The sequence below is a fragment of the Shinella zoogloeoides genome, assembly GCF_020883495.1.
Lineage (GTDB): Bacteria > Pseudomonadota > Alphaproteobacteria > Rhizobiales > Rhizobiaceae > Shinella > Shinella zoogloeoides.
On sequence record NZ_CP086610.1, the window covers coordinates 2,089,585 to 2,106,991 of the forward strand.

Consider the following 17,407-nt stretch of genomic DNA (forward strand, 5'->3'; position numbering starts at 1 on the left):
TGCGCAATCAGCGCGCCGCCAAACATAGCATTGCGCAAACTTTACTGAACAGGGGGTGTTTGAGCCGCCGGGCAAAAGCCCGGCAGCCCTGTCGGTCAGGCCGTCGCCCGGCCGAGGAATTCCTTGACCTCGTAGCCCGGCATGAACTTGCCGAGGCGCTTGATCTCCCATTGCAGCATGACGCCGGAATGCTCCAGCACGCGGCTGCGCACGGTCTCGCCGAGATATTCCAGCTCGTAGCCGGTCGCCTGCCCCGTATTGATCATGAAGTTGCAATGCATGGGCGACATCTGCGCGCCGCCGATCATCATGCCGCGGCAACCCGCTTCGTCGATCAGCTTCCAGGCCGAATGCCCCTCGGGGTTCTTGAAGGTCGAACCGCCGGTCTTCTCGCGAATCGGCTGGACGGTCTCGCGGTGCTGGCGCACGGCATCCATCTTCGCACGAATCTCTTCCTTGTCGCCCGCCTGCCCCTGGAAGACGGCGTGGGTGAAGATGAGGCCGGCCGGTGCGGCGGAATGGCGGTAGGTATAGCCCATATCCGCGTTGCTCAGCACATGCTGGCTGCCCTTGCGGTCGACGGCATGGACCTCGACGACGAGATCCTTCGTCTCCCCGCCATTGGCGCCGGCATTCATGCGCAGCGCGCCGCCGATGGAGCCGGGAATGCCGTAGTAGAACTCGAAGCCGGCAATGCCGTGGTCGAGCGCCATGGCGGCGATGTTCTTGTCCGGGCAGATGCCCCCGGCCTTGATGCGGTTCTCGCCGGCAAGCTCGACATCGCCGAAACCCTTGGCCGAAAGGCGAATCACCACGCCGGGAATGCCGCCGTCGCGCACGAGGAGATTCGAGCCGACGCCCGTCACCGTCAGCGGCACCTCTTCCGGCAGCAGCTTGAGGAAGGTCGCGAGGTCTTCGACGTCGTGCGGATGGAACATCAGCTCGGCGAGGCCGCCGGCGCGGAACCAGGTCACGCGGTCCATCGGCGCATCCGGCGTCAGGCGGCCGCGGACCTCCTTGATGCCCTCGCCCAACGACGCCAGAAGTTTTGCCCCATCAACCGTCTTCATGCCACCTCACCCGAAATGCCTGCAAGTTCCTTCGGCAGCGCCTGCGCCCAGTACGTGATGCTGCCAGCCCCCAAGAGAACCACGAAATCGCCGGGCTTTGCAATGCCGGCGACGATCTCGGCCAGCCCTTCGGGCGCGGCCAGGAACCGCGCGTCGCGGTGGCCGCCGGACTTGATGCGCGATACCAGCTCCTCGGCGCTGACGCCCTCGATCGGGTCCTCGCCCGCCGCATAGACCGGCGCGATCAGGATCGTGTCGGCATCGTTGAAGCAGCCGGCGAACTCCTCGAAGAGGCTCGCCACGCGGCTGTAGCGGTGCGGCTGATGCACCGCGACGATCCGGCCCGAGCAGGCTTCCCGCGCCGCGCGCAGCACGGCCTTGATCTCGACCGGATGGTGGCCGTAGTCGTCATAGACGTTCACGCCGTTCCAGCTTCCGGTGAAGGTGAAGCGTCGCTTGACGCCGCCGAAGCTCGCAAGCCCCTTGGCGATGGCGTCGGGCGCGATGCCGAGGCGCTGGGCGACCGCGATGGCGCCCGTCGCGTTGGAAACGTTGTGGCGGCCCGGCATCGGCAGGCGCAGGTCCTTCATGGAAATCACCTGGCCGGTGCGGCGGCGGCGGATTTCCACGTCGAAGACCGAGGTCGCGCCGTCCATGCGAATATTGCCGAAGCGCACGTCTGCCTGCGGGTTTTCGCCATAGGTGATGACCTTGCGGTCCTCGATGCGGCTGACCATGGCCTGCACTTCCGGATGGTCGAGGCACATGACGCCGAAGCCGTAGAACGGCACGTTCTCGACGAACTGGCGGAAGGCCGCGCGCACGGCGTCGAAATTGCCGTAGTGGTCGAGATGTTCCGGGTCGATATTGGTGACGACGGCGACATCCGCCGGCAGTTTCAGGAAGGTGCCGTCCGATTCGTCGGCCTCCACCACCATCCACTCGCCCTCGCCCATGCGGGCATTGGTGCCGTAGGCGTTGATGATGCCGCCATTGATGACGGTCGGGTCCAGCCCGCCGGCCTCCAGCAGCGTCGCGACCATCGAGGTCGTCGTCGTCTTGCCGTGCGTGCCGCCGATAGCGATGGCATTGCGGAAGCGCATCAGCTCGGCGAGCATTTCCGCGCGGCGAACGACGGGCAGCAGCTTTTCGCGCGCCGCGATCAGTTCCGGGTTCGTCTTCTTGATGGCGGTCGAAACGACGACCACTTCGGCATCGCCAAGGTTCTCGGCCTTGTGGCCGACGAAGACCTCGATGCCCTTGTCGCGCAGGCGCTGCACATTGGCGCTGTCCGACTGGTCGGAGCCCTGAACGCGATGGCCGAGATTGTGCAGCACTTCGGCAATACCGCTCATGCCGATGCCGCCAATGCCGATGAAATGAACGAGCCCTATGCTCTGCGGCATCTTCATGGCCGTTCTCCCTTGAATTGTGCGATCGTCTTGCCGCCCGCAATAGCCTCAACCATGGAGGCTAGCAAGCGCGCGGCGTCCGGTTTGCCCGCCTTTCTGGCATTTGCGGCCATGGCGGCCATGCCGGAAGGATCGTGCATCGCCTTGGAAACGATGCTCGAAAGGCGCTCCGTCGAAAGCTCGCTTTGAGCGATCACCTTCGCCCCGCCGCCGGCCGCGAGCACCGCGGCATTGGCCGCCTGATCGTGATCGAGCGCGTGGGGATAGGGCACGAGGATGGAGGGACGGCCGATGACCGAAACCTCCGAGACCGTCGAGGCGCCGGAGCGGCTGACGACGAGATGGGCATGGCCGATGCGCGAAGCCATGTCGGTGAAGAAGGGCGAGACCTCGGCGGGAATGCCGAGATCGGCATAGGAGCGCACCACCTCGTCGCGGTCTTCCGGCCGCGCCTGCTGGGTGATCTTCAGCCGCGCCCGGTCCGCCGGCTCCATGGCCGCAATCGCCGAGGGAATGGCTTTGGAGAAGAACTGCGCGCCCTGGCTACCGCCGAAGACGACGAGGCGGAATTCGCCATCCGCCGACGTCTCATAAGGAATGGTCGCCGCTTCCAGCACGGCCGGACGCACCGGATTGCCCGTCGTCACCGTCTTGTCGGAATAGGACCCGCCCGTCTCCGGCAGGAAGCCGCCGGCAATGGCCTTCACCCTCGCGGCGAGCGCCTTGTTGGCGCGGCCCATCACGGCGTTCTGCTCGTGAATCATCGAGGGAATACCCATGCCCGTCGCGGCCAGCAGCGGCGGCAGGGTCGGATAACCGCCGAAACCGACGACGACCTTCGGCTTCAGCCGCGCCATCAGCTGTCGCGCGGTGCGGATGCCCTTCCAGAGCGTGAAGAGCGATCTGGCGACGCTGACCGGGTTCTTCGAGCCGATGGTCGCGGAGGGGACGATATGGATTTCATCCGCCGGGAACTTGCCGGCGAAACGCTCGGCGCGGCTGTCGGTGACGAGATGCACCGCCCACCCGCCGGCCTTCAGCTCATGCGCAAGCGCCTCTGCGGGAAAGAGATGGCCGCCGGTACCACCGGCGGCGAGAAGAACGATGCCTTTTGTCATGCAAAACCCTTATTCAGCGGGCGCAACGATACCGCCGCGGAAGAGGCTGCGCTCGGAGGCGCGCTTTTCCGGCCGGTGGCGGGTCAGCGCCAGGACGAAGCCGGCCGTCACGCAGATCGCGATCATCGACGAACCGCCATAGGAGATCAGCGGCAGCGTCATGCCCTTGGCCGGCAGCAGTTCAAGGTTCACGCCGATATTGATCATCGACTGGATGCCGAGCTGAAGCACGAGACCGGCAACGGCGAAACGCGTGAAATCGTTGCGCTCCTTGAAGGCATGATTGAGGCCGCGCATCACCACGAAGGCGAAGATCAGCACGATGACCATGCAGAAGATGATGCCGAACTCCTCGGCCGCGACGGAGAAGATGAAGTCGGTATGGCTGTCCGGGATGATGCGCTTGACGGTGCCCTCGCCCGGTCCCTGACCGAACCAGTCGCCGCGAATGATGGCCTCGCGCGCCGTATCCATCTGGAACGTGTCGCCCTCGCCGGTCATGAACTTGTCGATACGCGCCGCCACGTGCGGCAGGAACGTATAGGCCGTCAGCAGGCCGCCGACGCCCGCGCCGCCGAGGATGATGATCCACAGCCAGGGCATGCCGGCCATGAAGAACATGCCGCCCCAGACGGCAGCGGTCAGGATCGTCTGGCCGAGGTCGGGCTGGGCGACGAGCAGCGCCGCGACGATGCCGAACAGGATGATGGCGAAGAGGTTGCCGGGGATTTCCGGCTGGCGGGCATGTTCTGCAAACAGCCATGCGCAGATGACCACGAAGGCCGGTTTCATGAATTCCGACGGCTGGATGGAGAAGCTGCCGATGGAAATCCAGCGCCGCGAGCCCTTGACCTCGACGCCGAAGAACAGCGCCAGAACCATGGCCGCGAGCGAGACGACGAGCAGGATCATCGCCGCCCGGCGCACCTGCCGAGGCGACAGGAACGAGATGCCGAACATGACGGCGATGGCCGGCAGCAGGAACATCGCGTGTCGCTTGACGAAGTGGAAGCTGTCCAGCCCCAGACGCTCAGCCACCGCGGGGCTGGCCGCGAAGGACAGCATGAAGCCGAGGCCCATCAGGAGGATGAAGGCCGCGAGGAAGAACCGGTCTATCGTCCAGAACCAGTCCGCCAATGCACCACGTTCGGCACGACTAACCATGTCTTTTTCCTCGTTAGGCTTCCACCAGCATGGACACGCCCGGCAGCGCCGCCACGTGTTTCACGAAGGCATCGCCCCTGACTTCAAAATTCTTGTACTGGTCGAAGCTTGCGCAGGCCGGGGACAGGAGAACGGCAACGGGGCCGCTGCCATCCTTGCCGGCATCCGCAGCCGCGTCCTCCACGGCGCGCTCCAGCGTGCCGGAAATCTCGAAAGGCACCGCATCGCCAAGCGTCGCGGCAAAGGCCGGTGCCGCCTCGCCGATGAGATAGGCCTTGGCGATCTTCGGGAAGAAGCCGTCGAGGGTGGAGATGCCCCCCTCCTTCGGCACGCCGCCGGCGATCCAGTAGATACGCTCGAAGCTCGAAAGAGCCGGCGCGGCCGCATCGGCATTCGTCGCCTTGGAATCGTTGACGAAGAGCGTTTCGCCCTTGCGGCCAACCGGCTGCATGCGATGCTTGAGGCCGGGGAACGAGGCAAGGCCAGCGCGAATTTCATCCTCGCTGACGCCGACTGCAAGGCAGCTAGCGACGGCGGCGGCGGCGTTCTGCGCATTGTGACTGCCGCGCAGCGTCTGGATCGGCGACAGGTCGGCGATCTGCCGGCTCGCCCCGCCCTCGGCCAGAAGCAGGCACGCGCCATCGGCATAGACGCCGTCGGCCAGCACATTGCGCTTGGAGATGCGCACAACCTTCGTGCCGGCCCGCTCCACGCGGTCGGCGATCATCTCGCAATAGGTGTCATCGACGCCGACAATGGCCGTGCCGCTGCCGGCAACCAGCCGTTCCTTGACGTCGGCATAGTGCTGCATGGAGCCATGCCGGTCGAGATGGTCGGGCGTCAGGTTGATGAGGATGCCGGCGGAGGGGTTCAACGTCGGCGCGAGGTCGATCTGGTAGGACGAGCACTCGACCACATAGAAGCGGCCGGCCTTCGGCGGATCGAGCGTCAGCACGGCCGTGCCGATATTGCCGCCGAGCTGCGTGTCGCGACCGCTCGCCTTGAGGATATGGGCGATGAGCGCCGTGGTGGTCGACTTGCCGTTCGTGCCGGTGATGGCGATGAAGGGGCAATCCGGCGCATGCGCGCGGCGCTCGCGCACGAAGAGTTCGACGTCGCCGACGATCTCCGCCCCGGCCGCATGGGCAAGGTCCGCGCTCCAATGGGGCTTGGGATGGGTGAGCGGCACGCCGGGCGACAGCACCAGCGCATCGACGGTCTTCCAGTCGAGATTGCGCAGATCGCCGGTCCGGATGCCGGCGGCGGAGGCGTTCTCCACGCTCGCCGGGCTATCGTCCCAGGCGATGACATCCGCCCCGCCGGCGGCGAGCGCCAGCGCCGTCGCAAGGCCCGAGCCGCCCAGCCCGAACAGCGCGACCGACTTGCCCTTGAATGTGGTGACGGGGATCATGGGCCTTACCGCAGCTTGAGCGTGGAAAGGCCGACCAGCGCCAGCACGACAGCGATGATCCAGAAGCGGATGACGACCTGGCTTTCCGTCCAGCCCTTCTTCTCGAAGTGGTGGTGGATGGGGGCCATCAGGAAGACGCGCTTGCCGGTGAGCTTGAACGAGGCGACCTGGATGATGACCGACAGCGTTTCCATGACGAACAGACCGCCGATGATCGCCATGACGATCTCATGCTTGGTGGCGACCGCGACGGAGCCGATCAGGCCGCCGAGCGCCAGCGAACCCGTGTCGCCCATGAAGATGGCGGCGGGCGGCGCGTTGAACCACAGGAAGCCGAGGCCGGCCCCGATGACCGCGCCGAGCACGACCGCAAGCTCCCCCGTGCCGGGCACGAAATGGATCTGCAGGTAGTTGGAGAAGACCGCGTTACCAGCGAGATAGGCGATGAGACCGAAGGCCGCCGCCGAAATCATCACCGGAACGGTGGCAAGACCGTCGAGGCCGTCCGTCAGGTTCACGGCATTGCCGGCCGCCACGATGACGAAGCCGCCGAACAGCACGAAGAAGATGCCGAGATTGACCAGCACGTCCTTGAAGAAGGGGAAGGTGATCGAGGAGCCGAAGGTGGAGCCGGCGGCCCCTGCCGAAAGCGTGGCGCGCATCATGAAATAGGTGGCGATGGCGGCGATCAGGAATTCAAGACCGAGGCGCGCCTTGCCGGAAAAGCCCTTTTCCGTCTGCTTGGTCACCTTCAGGTAGTCGTCGTAGAAGCCGATGGCGCCGAAGCCGAGGGTGACGAGCAGCGTCGCGACCACATAGACATTCGAAAGATCGGCCCAGAGTAAGGCGCTGCCGACGATGCCGGCAAGGATCATCAGGCCGCCCATCGTGGGCGTGCCGGCCTTCTTGAAATGCGTCTGCGGTCCGTCGGCGCGGATCGGCTGGCCCTTGCCCTGGCGGATGCGCAGCGACGAAATGATCATCGGACCGAACAGGAAGACGATGGTCGCGGAGGTGAACAGCGCGGCGCCGGTGCGGAAGGTAATGTAACGGAACAGGTTGAACACCTGAATGGTGTCCGCCAGCTCGACGAGCCAAAGCAGCATTGTCACCCTTTCCCCAAAGGTTCCCCAAGGCGTCCCCGGTGTGACCGACCGGAGATGGGAAGCAAATCACATAAAAGATAAGGTCCGGCGGGTCTCACCCGGCCGAACCTCCCTCAACTCTCGTGTTCCCTCTCGGAGAACACCGGATATTTGTCAAGCAGGGCAGCCACGATGCGGCTGAAACCCGTGCCCTTGGACGACTTCACGACAAGGACGTCGCCCGGCTGCACCGCCGCCAGCGCATGAACCGCAAGCGCATCGGCCGTGTCGCGATAGTCCGTCTCGATCCCCTCGGGCAATGCATCGCGCAGCGCCGCCATGTCCGGGCCGCCGAGCCAGACCGTGCCGATGGCGGCGGAAACGAGCGGTTCGGCAAGGTCGGCATGGACGGCCGGCGAATGCTCGCCCATTTCCAGCATATCGCCGAGCACGGCGATGCGCCGGCCGCGGCCATGCGGCTCGGCATCGTGCAGCAGCGCGATGGCCGCACGCATCGAGGCCGGGTTGGCATTGTAGCTTTCGTCGATCAGCGTGAACCAGCCGCCGTCCTTGGCGAGCCGGTAGCGCCGTCCCCGGCCCTTCTCGGCTTCCATGGTGGCAAGACCGGCCATGGCCTTTTCGATATCGCCGCCGGCAAGATGCACCGCGCCGAGCACGGCGACGGCGTTTTCCGCGATATGCCGGCCGGGCGCGCCCATCGGCACTTCCAGCGTCTGCCCGCCGACGGCGGCACGCAGCAGGCTGCCCTCCGGGCCGCTCGTGAAATCGAGCAGGCGAAACTCGGAAGCGGGATCGGCCCCGAAAGTATGGATATGCGAGACGCCAGCCGCCTGCGCCGCCCCTTCGAGGAAGGCGAACTGCTTGTTGTCCCGGTTGAGGATCGCGTGACCGCCGGGCACCAGCCCCTCGAAAATCTCGGCCTTGGCGGCGGCGATCTCCTCCAGATTGCGGAAATTGCCGAGATGGGCGGGCGCAATCGTCGTGATCATCGCGATATGCGGGCGCACCATGCCGACCAGCGGGCGAATCTCGTCGGCATGGTTCATGCCGATCTCGAAGATGCCGTAGTCGGTGGTCTCCGGCATGCGGGCGAGCGTCAGCGGCACGCCCCAATGGTTGTTGAAGGAGGCGACGGAGGCATGCACGCTGCCCGAAGGCGACAGCGCCTGCCGCAGCATCTCCTTGCTCGTCGTCTTGCCGACCGAGCCGGTGACGGCGATGATGCGCGCCGCCGTGCGGTCGCGCGCCGCGCAGCCGAGGTCGATCAACGCCTGCAGCACATCCTGCACCACGATCATCGGCGTGACGAGGCGGCCGAGCGCCGGCAGCTTGCCCTCGCTCACGACCAGCAGGCCCGCCCCGTTGGCGACGGCGAAGCTCGCGAAATCGTGGCCGTCGACCCGGTCGCCCTTGATGGCGAAGAAGGCTTCGCCCGGCGCAATCGCGCGGCTGTCGATGGAAATGCCGGTCACGCCCTGCGGCAGGTTGCCGATGGGGCGGCCATGCATGGCGGCGATGAGGTCAGCGCTGCTCCAGAGCCAGTTCAACGGTCCAACTCCTCCAGTGCCTTGCGCAGCTCCGCATGGTCGGAGAACGGCAGCGTGACGGTGCCGACCGTCTGCCCCTCTTCATGCCCCTTGCCGGCGACGATCAGCGTATCGCCCGATTGCAGCATGCCGACAGCCCCGCGGATCGCCTCGGCACGGTCGCCGATCTCGGTCGCGCCTTTGGCGGCGGCCATGATTTCCGAGCGGATGACAGCGGGCACTTCCGAGCGCGGATTGTCGTCGGTGACGATCACCACATCGGCAAGCCGCGTGGCGATCTCGCCCATGATCGGCCGCTTGCCCTTGTCGCGGTCGCCGCCGCAGCCGAAGACCACGATGACGCGGCCCGTCGTGAAGGGACGAACGGAGGTCAGCACGTTTTCCAGCGCATCCGGCTTGTGCGCATAGTCGACATAGGCGAGCGCACCGTTCTTCGCATGGCCCACCAGTTCGAGGCGGCCGGACGCGCCGATCAGCTTTTCCAGCGCGGCCATGGCAATGGCGGCGGGAACGCCCGTCGACATGGCAAGACCGGCCGCGACCAGCGCATTGGCCACCTGGAAATCGCCGGCCAGCGGAATGTGAACTTCGAAAATCTCGCCGCCGACATGGATTTCGGCGGTCTGCTTGTGGCGGAAATGCTCGACGCGCTTCAGCGTAAGATAGTCGCCCTTGCGACCGACCGTGCGCACGTCGAGACCGGCCTTGCGCGCCGCGTCGATCGCCACGCCCGACCATTCGTCATCGGCATAGATGACGGCGGGGGCGCCCTTTTCCAGCAGCGTATCGAAGAGCCGCATCTTGGAGGCCATGTAGTGCTCGACCGTCGGATGGTAATCCATGTGGTCGCGGCCAAGATTGGTGAAGGCGGCGGCGGAAAGCTTCACGCCGTCGAGGCGCGACTGGTCGAGGCCGTGGCTGGAGGCCTCCATGGCGGCATGGGTGACGCCGGCATCGGCAAGCTCGGCCAGCAGCGCATGCAGCGACACCGGATCGGGCGTCGTCAGCGAACCGTAATCGTTGCGGCCGGGGGCCACGACGCCGGTCGTGCCGATCATCGCGGCCGCGTGGCCGGCATGTTCCCATATCTGGCGGGTGAAGGAGGCGACGGACGTCTTGCCGGCGGTGCCGGTGACGGCCACCATGGTTTCCGGCTGGCGACCGTAGAAATGCGCGGCGGCAAGCGCCAGGAAGCGGCGCGGCTCGGCGACAGCGATGACCGGCGCGGAGGTCTCGACCTTCACGCCCTCGGCAACGACGACAGCGGCGGCGCCACGGGAGACGGCATCGGCGATGAAGGCGCTGCCATCGGCCTTGGTGCCGGAAAGAGCGACGAAGAGATCGCCGGGCTTCACCTTGCGGCTGTCGCTGGCAATGCCGGTCGCGTCTATCGCGGCGGCTGCGCCCAGGGCATTGGTTTGAGGTCCGGCGAGGTCACTGATCTTCATAGTCCGCTCTGTTGCTTTCTGTGGCAGCCGTTCCGCTCTCGAATCGGCGTCCCGTCATCTCCATTCAATAAGACACAAGCAAGGCAGACCCGTCCTCACCAAATTTCGGCTTTACACCGAGAAGCGCGGCGGAACGGCGGATGATCTCGCCCACCATCGGCGCGGCATTGAGGCCGGCGGTTCGGCCCCCGCCCTCGCCCGTCTGCGGCGCGTCGATGAAGGTCAGCACCACGTATTTCGGGTCGTCGATCGGGAAGCCGGACAGGAAGGCGTTGAAGTTCTGCGTGTTGGAATAGCGCCCGCCCACGACCTTGTTGGCCGTGCCCGTCTTGCCGCCCACATTGAAGCCCGGCACCAGCGAGCGCCGGCCGGAACCGTCGTTCGCGTTGAGCTTGAAGAGGTAGCGCATGCTGTCGACCGTCTTGGGGCCGATGACGACCTTCGCGATCTCGTCCGCCTCTTCCTGCGTGCGCGGCAGGAAGGTGGGGTTGATGAGCTTGCCGCCGTTGATGAGGGCCGCGCCCGCCACCGCCGTCTGCAGCGGCGTCGTGGAAACGCCGTGGCCGAAGGAGATGGTGATCGAGTTGATCTTCTTCCATTCGCGCGGCTGGCTCGGGGTCTTCACTTCCGGCAGCTCGGTCTCCAGGCGCGTCAGGAGGCCAAGGCGTGTCAGGAACTCCTTGTGCGCCGCGATGCCGACGACGTCGGCCATCTTGGCCGTGCCGATGTTGGAGGAATACTGGAAGATTTCCGGCACGGACAGAACGCGGTGCTTACCGTGGAAGTCCTTGATTGTGAAGCCGCCGATGCGGATGGGCGCGCGGGCGTCGAAGCTGTCGGTCAGCTTCACCTTGCCCGAATCGAGCGCCATGGCCGTCGTGAAGCTCTTGAAGGTGGAGCCCATTTCGAACGTTCCGTTCGACATGCGGTTCATCCAGCCTTCCTTGGCGCCTTCGGCCGGGTTGTTCGGGTCATAATCCGGGTAGGAGGCCATGGCGAGGACTTCGCCCGTGCGTACATCGAGCACCACCGCGCCGGCGGCGATCGCCTTGTACTTCTCCATGCCGTCCTTGACGACCTCGCGCACCACGGCCTGCACGCGCAGGTCGATGGAAAGGCGCACCGGCTCCAGCTTGGCGTCGCTCGTCATGCCGATGGCGGCAAGGTCGGCGAGGCCCTGGCTGTCGATGTAGCGCTCCATGCCGGCAATGCCGCGGTTGTCGATATTGACATGGCCGACGATATGCGAAGCGGTCGCGCCGCCCGGATAGAAGCGGCGCTTTTCCGGCCGGAAGCCGACGCCGGGAATGCCGAGCGCGAGGATGCGGCTCTGCTGCTTAGGAGTAAGCTGGCGCTTCAGCCACTGGAAGCGCGACTTGGAGGTGAGCTTGCGATAGGTGCCGCGACGGTCGAGGTCCGGCATCACGGTCGCCAGCATTTCCACGGCCTCGTCCGCATCGACGATCTTGTGCGGCTCGGCATAGAGCGAGACGGTGCGGATGTCCGTGGCGAGGATTTCGCCGTTGCGGTCGACGATATCCGGGCGCGAGGCCATCAGGTGGTCGGCCGGGCCGATGGAGGAAACGGTCTCGGGCGAGGCCATGCCATACTGAACGAGCCGCCCGCCGATGACGGCATAGACCACGCCGAAGCAGCAGATGATGACGGCGACGCGGCTGCGGGCCTGCGAGCCGGAGCGCTTGCGCGTGCCCTCGAAGGCCTGCCCGTTGCCGGCGACGCGGTTGTTGTTGCCGCCGGCGCTGAAATGCGCCTTGCTCTTGAGGTCCATGATGCGGGAGAGGAACGACATCAGTTTGCCACCGATCCGGTTTGGATTGCGTCCGTGCTCTTCTTCTTGGTCTTCTTGTCGCCCTCGGCGATCTTTTCGTCCTTCGCCGGTTCCAGCGCCGGCAGCTCGGCGGTCGGCATCGGCAGCTCGTTCGGCTGGGCGAGCTGGGTCGATTCGGTCGGCACGAGCTTGAGGTCGGCTTCGAAGGTCTTGACGAGACGGTTGAGGCGGTTCGGCTGCGTCAGCAGCGCCCAGTCGGCCTTGAGGAGGTCGATCGTGTCCTCCTCCAGCTTGATCTCGGCGTCGAGCTTGCGCACCTCCTCAAGCTTGTTCTCAGCCTGATGCTTGATCGAGTAGGTGACGGTGGCTGCGGCGGTCATGACGGCGATCATCACGACATCAAGGGTACGAAACATCACTCAGCTTCCCATCTTCTCGAGGCTGGCAAGGTTGGGCAGGTTGAAAATGGACAGATCATCCGTCCCGGCGGGAGCGCCCGTGCGCTCGCCCGCCCTCAGCTTCGCGGATCGGGCGCGCGGATTGACCGCGCTCTCCTCGTCGCTGGCGGCCACCATAGGGCGCCCGACTGGTGCGAAGGTTGCGGCCTTGTCGTGAACCTGCGGCAGATGGCGCGACCCTGCGGCCTTGCCGGAGCGATCCTGGAAGAATTTCTTGACGATGCGGTCTTCCAGCGAGTGGAAGGAGACGATGACCAGACGGCCGCCCGGCTTCAGCACGCGCTCGGCGGCGAGCAGCGCCTCGGCAAGCTCTCCAAGCTCGTCGTTGACGAAAACGCGCAGCGCCTGGAAGACGCGCGTCGCCGGATGGATCTTGTCCTTGGCCTTGCGCGGCGTGGTCAGCTCGATGAGGTTGGCAAGCTGGCGCGTCGTCGTGAAGGGCTCCTTCTCGCGCGCCTTCTCGATGGCGCGGGCGATGCGGCCGGCCTGCTTCTCCTCGCCGAGGAAGCCGAAGATGCGGATGAGGTCGGAAACCTTGGCGCGGTTCACCACATCGGCCGCCGAAACGCCGGAAGCCGACATGCGCATGTCGAGCGGCCCGTTCTTCTGGAAGGAGAAACCGCGCTCGGCCTCGTCGATCTGCATGGAGGAGACGCCGATATCGAGCACGACGCCGTCGAGCCCGCCTTCAGGCGCGTGATTTCCAAGATCGGAAAAGCGGGAATGAATGAGCGTGAGGCGGCCGCCGGAGGACTTTACGAGGTCCTGCCCGCCGGCGATCGCCGTCGGGTCGCGGTCAAGGCCGATGACATTGGCACCGGCAGCAAGGATGGCGGAGCTGTAGCCGCCTGCGCCAAAGGTGCCGTCGAGGATGACCTGACCGGGCGCAGGCGCAAGCGCTTCGAGGACTTCGGAGAGAAGAACCGGAATGTGACGGACCGGTCCGCCATCGGCATCAGAAACCCCGTTGCCAATATCCGCCGCCATTCCGATTCTCCGTCTTATTCCGAGCCCAGACCTCGCATTCTGAACTCTTCCCGGGCCGCCGCCTGCGTGGCTAGAAATGTCTGCGGTGCCCAGAGCTGAAAGTGATCCGCCCGACCGACAAAGGTCACGTCCGTCGTGATGCCCGTATAGTCCCGGATGAAATCCGTGACCGGCAGGCGCCCCTCCGAATCGAGCTTCATGAAGACGCCGCCCCCGTGAATGAGGAGCGACATCCCGTTGGCCTTCGGCGAAAACGCATCCTCGCTGGCGATCTGGCGCTCGAAACGATCGAGCAGATCCAGCCCACCGACGCTGATCGCCGGAAACATGAAATCCTGGAAGCAATAAAGTTCCCGGATGTCGCGTTGCGACAGCACGGAGCGGAATGCCGAAGGAACGGAAACCCTCCCCTTGGCATCGACCCTGTTCGTCGCATTCGACAGGAACCGGTTCATGACGCGATACAGCCGCTTCCAAAGCCGGAGCGCTGTGCACCCCCCCCGGCGTTACCAACACAACACCACGCGCGCAAACCTGCCCCGATGCGGCACTGAAGTGCCACACCGTCCCCGGACGGTTCGCCTCAAAGCTTTGCGATGATCGGACGCTCATGCGTCCTCGTGCAGTGTGATTTTGGGATACCATGGGACCATATGGGCGTCAATGGGAAGGAACCTCATTCCCCTTACTCGGACCGTCAAAGGCACACAGGCGTGAGTATTTGCGTTGTGCAAAAATTCACGTTCTGAGGTTAGTTTGTTTTCCTGGTAAAAACAGTTTCTTAACCGTAATTTCCAATAGTTAACATGAAGTTAAGACAGGCTGCCGGCGAAAGGGAAGGTGCGCGTCAACCTCATGTATACGCGTGAGTTTCCTGGAGAATTCCCAAACAAGGATGCGAGATGAACCCAGTCATCGCGCGGCCAGAGGGAGTTAGAAAAATCGAACGACAGAGACTATTGCAAGAAATTACGACATAAGAAGAAGAGAGAAGCCATGCCGAAGAAAATCCTGTTCGTTACTTCCTTCCCGCCCTTCCCGATGGATCGCAGCGGGGGCGGGATACGATCGAGGTTGCTTCTCGATGCACTGAGTACATGCGGACAGGTCAGCATTTTTTACCTGAACTACCGCGGCGCGGACCACGACCTCCAAAAAATCCCTGAATCGCCCTTTAGCGATGGCACCCTGCGACTTTCGAAATCCGTCCTGATTCCCGGACACGGAACCGGGAAGGTCGGCGCCTATGCCGCCAAGGCCTTCGACTTCGTAGCCGGCCGGGGCATGGCTGCGGCGGGTCTCAGGGTTAGCAAGGAGGCGCGCCGGCTTATGGGCGAGATGATCGATCGCGGGGAAGTCGATCTCGTCGTCGGCCGCCTGAGCCGCCCGACGGCAGTCGCCGGTCTTCTCGAAGAGCTGCGCGTGCCCCTCATCGTCGATGCCGACGATTGGGAGCCGAGCCGCACCATCGCACAGATCCGCGCAACGCCTGCCCATAATCTTCCCTTGCGCGTTTTCCTGCACCGCTATCTTCAAGGCTCGCAGGCTCTCGGAGACCGGCTTCTTGAAAGGGCCGATCACGTCTGGCTCGCATCCGAGGCGGACACGGCGATGCTCGCGCGCCCGAACGTCACGACCCTGCCGAACCTGCCCCTGGCGAAAGCCGGCGAATCGATCACTCCTCTGGCCAGGTCTGACCGGGCTTCGAAGACCCTCTTTGCGGTCGGCCAATGGAGCCGCTCACAGAATTCCGACGGCATGAAGTGGTTCCTACGCAGCGTTTGGCCGCTGCTTTTCGAACGCATGCCCGAAGCGGAGCTTCGCATAAGCGGCGACACCCCGGAAGCGCTGGCGCGGGAATGGCGCGCGCTACCGAATGTCCGCCCACTGGGCTTTGTCGACGATCTGCGCGCGGAATACGAAAAGGCGGCCCTGGTGGCCGCCCCCATAACCTGGGGCGGCGGCACCAAGATCAAGGTTCTGGAGGCGCTTGCCTACGGCCGCGTGCCGGTCGGCCCGGATCATGCCTTCGACGGCCTTGCCGATGTCTCCTCCGTCCAGACCATCGCCGCCGTCGAAAACGACCCGGCGAGAACCGCCGAGACGATCGCGAGCCTGCTCGACGACCCGCAGGCGCGGCACACGCGCGAGGCTGCAGCCGTGGAATACTACCGGGAAAACTACTCCGTCGCCGCATTCAACCGGCATGTCCGGAATACCGTGGAACAGGTTATCGGGCCGGAATGACCGCCCTCGCCCGGACGGCGTAGAGAGAATTTGCCAGTTGGCCTGTAAGCCGGGTTCTGTATGGCTCCGGCTTTCACCGGAACGTGGCAGCCATTCATCTGGGACCGGACTTGCGCCCGGCCTCTTGCAACCCACCCGGATGACCGGCCCGGAAACAGGCTGGACCGCTTGCGCGGCCCGCGTCATCCCTATTCGGTTTTGCTCCCGGTGGGGTTTACCGTGCCGCCCATGTCGCCATGGCCGCGGTGGGCTCTTACCCCACCCTTTCACCCTTACCTTCCAAGGAAGGCGGTTTGCTTTCTGTGGCACTTTCCCTGGGGTCGCCCCCGCCGGACGTTATCCGGCACCGTGTTTCCGTGGAGCCCGGACTTTCCTCACCCTGCGGCCTTTCGGCACTTGCAAGGCGCGGCTGCCCGGCCAACTGGCAGGGGGTGACTAGCCCATGGCGGGCCGAAACACCAGAGCCTCAGCGAAAATGAACGGCGAAATCGGTCGCATAGTCCGGTTCGTCGAGCCGGCCGCGAATCACCAGGTCCGCACCGATGCGGCCGATCTCGTCCGAACTCTTGGCCGCCGCGCCGTTGCCGCCGGTCAGAAGCGCGATGCGCTCACCCTCCACGAAGCCAGCATAGGGATAGCCATGCACGGTATAGGTCGTGACACAGGGAATGGAGACGAGGCGCACCGGGTCGAGATCGGGCAGCGACCGGGCAAGCAGTCGCTTGAGATGGACGATGGCCTCGGGCCTGCCCTCCCCGCGGAACCAGTCGCGGATCGCCTGCTCGTCCTCTATCGCCACCTCGGTCGGGTCGCCGCCGATCTTCAGATAGGTCTTGCCGTCCGGGTAGGTGATGGGCGGAAGGAAATAGAAGTGATCGGAAGGATCGGCGCTCTCGTCGATCCATGAAGGCATGCCCCGATAGGCCGCCACCTGCGCCGGCTTCAACTGCGCCAGCAGGACGGTGCGCGCCTTGACGACGAGCGCAGGCACTTTCGGCAGCAGCCCCGGCGCGCGCGAAAAACCGCCGGTCGCCACCAGCACGCGCCCGCCCGTCACCGAACCGCCGGACTTCAGCGAGACGGACGCCCGGTCGCCGGCATCCGTGACCGAAAGCGCATCGTCGAGGACCGAAATCCCGCCGGCCTTCTCCATCGCCGCGACCTGTGCGGCGACGAGCTTGCGGGGGTCGACATAACCCGCCCCCCTCGCCTCGAAGACCCCGGCGGAAGTTTCCGGCAGGGCGAACCACGGGAACCGTGCGTGCAGCGCAGCCCTGTCGAGCGAGGGCGCATCGAGCGCGTAGCACCTTGCGACATCCTCGACGGAGCGGACGAAATCGCTGCCGGCGGGGCCGCTGATCAGGCAGCCGGTCTCGCCGTAGAAGGCGATGCCGCTCTCCGCCTCGATCTGGCGATAGCGGGCGATGGAGCGGTTGGCGAGCAGCGCCCAGTCGGGATCTCCGTCGATGGTGCGGGTGATGCGCCCGCTGTCGTAGTGGCTGGAGAAGACGCCGTCATGCGTCTTCCAGTCCGCCGGCTCGCCCCGTCCGACGAGCGCCACCGAGGCCTCCGTCTTCGCAAGATGCCGCGCGGCGGCCGCACCCATCATGCCCCTGCCCACGACGACGAAATCGAAATGCTGAACCATGC

At 65.1% G+C, this 17,407-nt stretch carries 14 protein-coding genes and 1 other RNA gene; 1 reads left to right on the forward strand and 14 read right to left on the reverse strand.

What is annotated here, in order from left to right; translation table 11 throughout:
* Positions 1-95 precede the first annotated feature (95 nt).
* The 12 genes from murB to mraZ form a co-directional block, all read right to left on the reverse strand.
* Complete coding sequence (gene murB / locus K8M09_RS10460; RefSeq protein WP_160786020.1) at positions 96-1,070, reverse strand: UDP-N-acetylmuramate dehydrogenase; 975 nt, start codon at positions 1,068-1,070, stop codon at positions 96-98.
* Complete coding sequence (gene murC / locus K8M09_RS10465) at positions 1,067-2,482, reverse strand: UDP-N-acetylmuramate--L-alanine ligase (RefSeq protein WP_160786021.1); 1,416 nt, start codon at positions 2,480-2,482, stop codon at positions 1,067-1,069. The genes murB and murC overlap by 4 nt, the downstream gene beginning before the upstream one ends.
* On the reverse strand, positions 2,479-3,600 hold the full coding sequence (gene murG / locus K8M09_RS10470) for an undecaprenyldiphospho-muramoylpentapeptide beta-N-acetylglucosaminyltransferase (RefSeq protein WP_160786022.1): 1,122 nt from the start codon (positions 3,598-3,600) through the stop codon (positions 2,479-2,481). Before murG ends, murC begins: the two co-directional genes overlap by 4 nt.
* Positions 3,601-3,609: 9 nt before the next feature.
* Positions 3,610-4,764, reverse strand: coding sequence for a putative lipid II flippase FtsW (gene ftsW / locus K8M09_RS10475; RefSeq protein WP_160786023.1), 1,155 nt, complete (start codon positions 4,762-4,764; stop codon positions 3,610-3,612).
* A gap of 13 nt (positions 4,765-4,777) precedes the next feature.
* Positions 4,778-6,175, reverse strand: a complete 1,398-nt coding sequence (gene murD / locus K8M09_RS10480) for a UDP-N-acetylmuramoyl-L-alanine--D-glutamate ligase (protein WP_160786024.1) — start codon at positions 6,173-6,175, stop codon at positions 4,778-4,780.
* Between the two features lie 5 nt (positions 6,176-6,180).
* Entirely contained in the window at positions 6,181-7,281 is a 1,101-nt protein-coding gene (mraY, locus tag K8M09_RS10485) for a phospho-N-acetylmuramoyl-pentapeptide-transferase (protein ID WP_160786025.1), read from the reverse strand.
* Positions 7,282-7,394: 113 nt separating this feature from the next.
* Positions 7,395-8,828 (reverse strand): UDP-N-acetylmuramoylalanyl-D-glutamyl-2,6-diaminopimelate--D-alanyl-D-alanine ligase, encoded by a 1,434-nt coding sequence (locus K8M09_RS10490; protein WP_160786026.1) that lies wholly within the window; start codon positions 8,826-8,828, stop codon positions 7,395-7,397.
* Positions 8,825-10,276: a UDP-N-acetylmuramoyl-L-alanyl-D-glutamate--2,6-diaminopimelate ligase gene (locus K8M09_RS10495; RefSeq protein ID WP_160786027.1), complete on the reverse strand. Its 1,452-nt coding sequence runs from the start codon at positions 10,274-10,276 to the stop codon at positions 8,825-8,827. Before K8M09_RS10495 ends, K8M09_RS10490 begins: the two co-directional genes overlap by 4 nt.
* Positions 10,277-10,340: 64 nt before the next feature.
* Positions 10,341-12,086 (reverse strand): peptidoglycan D,D-transpeptidase FtsI family protein, encoded by a 1,746-nt coding sequence (locus tag K8M09_RS10500; protein WP_160786028.1) that lies wholly within the window; start codon positions 12,084-12,086, stop codon positions 10,341-10,343.
* Entirely contained in the window at positions 12,086-12,481 is a 396-nt protein-coding gene (gene ftsL, locus K8M09_RS10505; RefSeq protein ID WP_160786029.1) for a cell division protein FtsL, read from the reverse strand. The genes K8M09_RS10500 and ftsL overlap by 1 nt, the downstream gene beginning before the upstream one ends.
* A 3-nt stretch (positions 12,482-12,484) precedes the next feature.
* Positions 12,485-13,510 (reverse strand): 16S rRNA (cytosine(1402)-N(4))-methyltransferase RsmH, encoded by a 1,026-nt coding sequence (gene rsmH, locus K8M09_RS10510; RefSeq protein WP_160786030.1) that lies wholly within the window; start codon positions 13,508-13,510, stop codon positions 12,485-12,487.
* A gap of 14 nt (positions 13,511-13,524) precedes the next feature.
* Positions 13,525-13,965 carry a division/cell wall cluster transcriptional repressor MraZ gene (gene mraZ / locus K8M09_RS10515; RefSeq protein WP_160786031.1) on the reverse strand — a complete coding sequence of 147 codons (441 nt, stop codon included), beginning with the start codon at positions 13,963-13,965 and terminating at the stop codon, positions 13,525-13,527.
* 541 nt (positions 13,966-14,506) lie between these two features.
* Here mraZ and K8M09_RS10520 point away from each other — a divergent pair.
* Entirely contained in the window at positions 14,507-15,757 is a 1,251-nt protein-coding gene (locus K8M09_RS10520) for a glycosyltransferase (RefSeq protein ID WP_160786032.1), read from the forward strand.
* Positions 15,758-15,786: 29 nt separating this feature from the next.
* Here K8M09_RS10520 and rnpB read toward each other — a convergent pair.
* Both rnpB and K8M09_RS10530 read right to left on the reverse strand, forming a co-directional pair.
* An RNA gene (gene rnpB, locus K8M09_RS10525) (RNase P RNA component class A) lies at positions 15,787-16,182 on the reverse strand.
* 41 nt (positions 16,183-16,223) lie between these two features.
* Positions 16,224-17,405, reverse strand: a complete 1,182-nt coding sequence (locus K8M09_RS10530; protein ID WP_160786033.1) for an NAD(P)/FAD-dependent oxidoreductase — start codon at positions 17,403-17,405, stop codon at positions 16,224-16,226.
* Positions 17,406-17,407 lie beyond the last annotated feature (2 nt).